This window comes from Methanobrevibacter filiformis, assembly GCF_001639265.1.
Classification (GTDB): domain Archaea; phylum Methanobacteriota; class Methanobacteria; order Methanobacteriales; family Methanobacteriaceae; genus Methanacia; species Methanacia filiformis.
The window spans coordinates 1-3823 of the sequence record NZ_LWMT01000086.1; the positions used below are offsets into that span (position 1 = coordinate 1).

Below are 3823 nucleotides of genomic sequence, written 5' to 3' on the forward strand. Positions count from 1 at the left end.
AAACATAAATCACTTAAAACCCAATAAACTAAATAATAATCCTTATTTTAACTTAATATTACTTCATCATCATAATATAAACCAATAAATATCAATTAACTAATCAATAAATTATGGAAGATCTCCTATAAGATATATATTTTTCATAAATTATTTAAATTATTTTGGCATTCCTAAATTTATTATTATAAAACTATTTTTTAATATATAAGTTAATTTATAAAATATTTATTAATATAAGAAGAATATAAATAAAAACATGCCTTCAAATGACTTTGTTAGTTCAATTATAAAAAAAGATAGAAAAACCTTTTTTAAAGATTTAGCTATTATAAAAAAGAATAAAAAAGGTCTTTCACCTAACATGGATTCATTTAATGAGGGTAATTTTAATTATACTAGTGAAATACCTGATAATCATAATATTACAGATATTCCACTTATTGCTGATTTTACTGAATACAATCCTTTACACAATGGTCATTTTCACTGTATGAAACTGGCTAAATCCAAAATTTCGAATGGTATATTTGTAGCTATTGTACCAGGTTTGTTTGAGAGAAGTGGAAGAGGTGTACCTTACACTATCGACAGATATTCAAGATCAGAAATAGCTATTAATGTTGGAGCAGATATAGTTGTTGAAGGACCACCTATGGGAGTGATGGGTTCTGGTCAATACTCTTTATGTTTAGCTTTAATGTTTAAATCATTAAATACTGATTATATTCCTAGAGGGTATAAATCAGTTGATGGTTATGATATTATTTTAGATAGAATATCTTCAGGGGTAGGGGTGTCTCCTAAACCTTATAAAATTGTTGATATGAGTAATAAAGAGATTTTACTTAATGGTAAACTTGAAGAAGATAATTATGTCATTGTTTCTCTTTCTAAATCACTAACAAATATTAATTTTAACTTTAAAAATAAATTTATTTTTATAGAACGTATTAAAGGAGTTAGTGGAACATTAATCAGGCAAGCTATTAATTCTAACAATCTTAACAATGTAAATGACATGTTACCTCCAGAATCAATAGCTATTTTAAAAAGAGAGATAAGAGAAGGTCGTGCTCCACTTCACAATATTCGATATGATGAGGAGATAATTAATTCTGCGAATAAGTTATCATTTGATGAGTTAACTTCTCTTAATCTTTTAAATGAAAATACTGCAAATAATATTATTAATATTCGTGAAAATAAACCTTTCACTACAGTTGAAGAGGTGGGCTCTTCTATTTCACAAGGATTTAGTAGTCATTTTAAACATAGGGTTTTAAGTGTATTGGAAACAAAACTAAATAATGATATAATATCTAATTATATTGAGGGATATCCTTCTCACATACGTGTTCTAAATTATAAAAATGAGCATGTTTTAAATGTTTTTAAAGATAAAATTAATAGGAGAATTGAATTATGCCAATAGAATATGGAGATTTTGTTAGATTAGAATTTACAGGAAAGGTTAAAGAAACTGGTGAAGTATTCGACACTACATCTGAAGAAGTTGCAATAGAAGCAGGTTTGTTTGTTGAACAGAAACAATATGGTCCAATTCCAATTATAGTAGGTGGAGATCATTTATTAAAAGCTATTGATGATGCTGTTGTTGGTTTAGATGAAGGTGACAGTAAAATTATTGATGTAACTCCTGAAAATGGTTTTGGTCAAAGGGATGCTAAATTAATTCAACTTGTGCCAATGAAAGAGTTTAAAAAGCAAGGAATGAATCCATATCCTGGTATGGAAGTAACTGCAGAAGGTCATACTGGAAGAATTTTAACAATTAATGGTGGGAGAGTTAAAGTAGATTTCAACCACCATTTAGCAGGTAAAAATCTTGAATACAGTGTAGTTGTCTCTAAAATCATTGAAGATGAAGAAGAAAAAATAAAAGGTATGATTCAGCTTCATTATGCTTATCCTAATTTAGATATTAATAAAACCGAAATTAGGATTGATGGTAAGAAAGTAAGCATAAAACTAGATGACATCACAAAATACGACCAAAAATCTTACATGGACATTACTTTTGCAAGATTCAGAATATCTAAAGACATCTGGGAAAACTTAGACTACGAAAAAGTAGAATTCATAGATGAATTCGAGAAAAAAGAACCTGAAGCAGAAACTAAAGAACAAACTGAAGAAATAACCATAGAAGGAACACCAACAGAAGAAATAACTACAGAAGGAACACCAACAGAAGAAATAACCGCAGAAGAAGAACCAAAAACCACTACAGAAACACCTCTAGAATCAGAAGAGTAATTTTTCAATTAATTATTATTAATAGCTAATTTAATTAATTTAATTAATTTATTTTTTGATTTTTTATTTTTATTATTATTTTTATTAATTCTTATTTTCATTGCTTCTTTTATATTATTGCTTTAATAGTACTAATATTTTTATTTTTAAGTTATTATTGCTATCATGGATATTAATAGGCATATGCTTATAATAATATTTAGTATTTATATAATTTGTATATTAAAAATTTAAATAGAGTAATAGGCATAGAGTTTCAAATAATATTTTTAATTCTCTTTAAAATAAGTTATTGTTAAATTAAATAGTTTAAAGCCATAATTATATATTAATTATTCTTAAAAGTACTGTTCATTATCATATGACTATTGTTTTAATGTTGATAATATCTTTTCATTTTGTGTTAATATTAATATTAAAAAAAGTAATACTTTATATATATTAAAATCATACTATTTTTTTAGTTTGTAATAAATTTTTTAAAGATTTATCAAATAGCTATTAAAAATTTAAAAGTTGTGATAATTTATGAATAATAGATTAAATCCATTAAATGATGCTCTTTTTCTAAAATATATGGGTGAAAAAGGAATGGAGATTATGTTAGTATCTTTCCTCAATGCAGTTCTTGAAAAAACCCGTCATAAGTTCACTATAGATGAAATAGAAATAATAGAAAATAAAACAATAACTCCGAAAGTACTCAAAGATAAAAAAAGCATTTTAGACATACGGGCGAAAATCAATGGAAACATTACAACAAACATAGAAGTACAACTACTAAATCTAGGCAATATGGGTCCAAGAAGCCTATATTACTGGAGCAGAGAATTTTCCCTATCATTAGACGAAGGGGAAGATTATATAGAACTACCAAAAACAATAACTATAAACCTCCTGAACTTCAACTATATACAGTTACCACTATTTCATACAAGTTTTCATATACGAGAAGATACAAATAATGAATATGTACTAAACAATCTATTAGAAATGCATTTCATAGAGATGCCAAAATTCAGGAAAATGCCAGATAAAGACTTGAATAATCCACTACATAGATGGTTAATGTTTTTAGATAGAAATACGGATCAAAAAATATTAGATGATGTGATTGAAATGGATGAAGCAATTGGAAAAGCCCAAGAAAGAATAAATTATGTTTCACAAGATAAAGAAGCATTACGTGCTTACCAAATGAGAGAAATGGCACTATCAGATATGACAACAGCAATGAACACAGCCAGAAGAGAAGGGAAGATGGAAGGGCTGAAAGAAGGGAAAATAGAGGGGAAAATGGAAGGACTAAAAGAAGGAGAAATAAATTTACAGAGAAAACATATAATTAATATGAAAAATAAGAATATGTCTTTAGATGAGATAAGTGAAATCACAGGTCTTTCTATTGATGAAATTGAAAAATTTTAACGTTTGAGTAGTATTATATTGTCATGTTTATTATTTTTAGTTATATAATTACATTTAAGAATAGCTTTTGTTCAAACTTTTTTTAAAAGTTTGAACTCAACTATATACAGTTACC

Annotated in this window: 3 protein-coding genes; all 3 read left to right on the forward strand. The window is 26.5% G+C overall.

Going from position 1 to position 3823, the window contains the following annotated elements:
* Window positions 1-259 precede the first annotated feature (259 nt).
* A complete protein-coding gene (locus MBFIL_RS02985; RefSeq protein WP_066971349.1) occupies window positions 260-1435 on the forward strand; it encodes a nucleotidyltransferase family protein in 1176 nt (391 codons plus the stop codon).
* Window positions 1426-2280: a peptidylprolyl isomerase gene (locus MBFIL_RS02990; protein ID WP_066971351.1), complete on the forward strand. Its 855-nt coding sequence runs from the start codon at window positions 1426-1428 to the stop codon at window positions 2278-2280. Before MBFIL_RS02985 ends, MBFIL_RS02990 begins: the two co-directional genes overlap by 10 nt.
* Before the next feature lie 528 nt (window positions 2281-2808).
* Complete coding sequence (locus tag MBFIL_RS02995) at window positions 2809-3708, forward strand: Rpn family recombination-promoting nuclease/putative transposase (RefSeq protein ID WP_066971353.1); 900 nt, start codon at window positions 2809-2811, stop codon at window positions 3706-3708.
* Window positions 3709-3823: the final 115 nt, after the last annotated feature.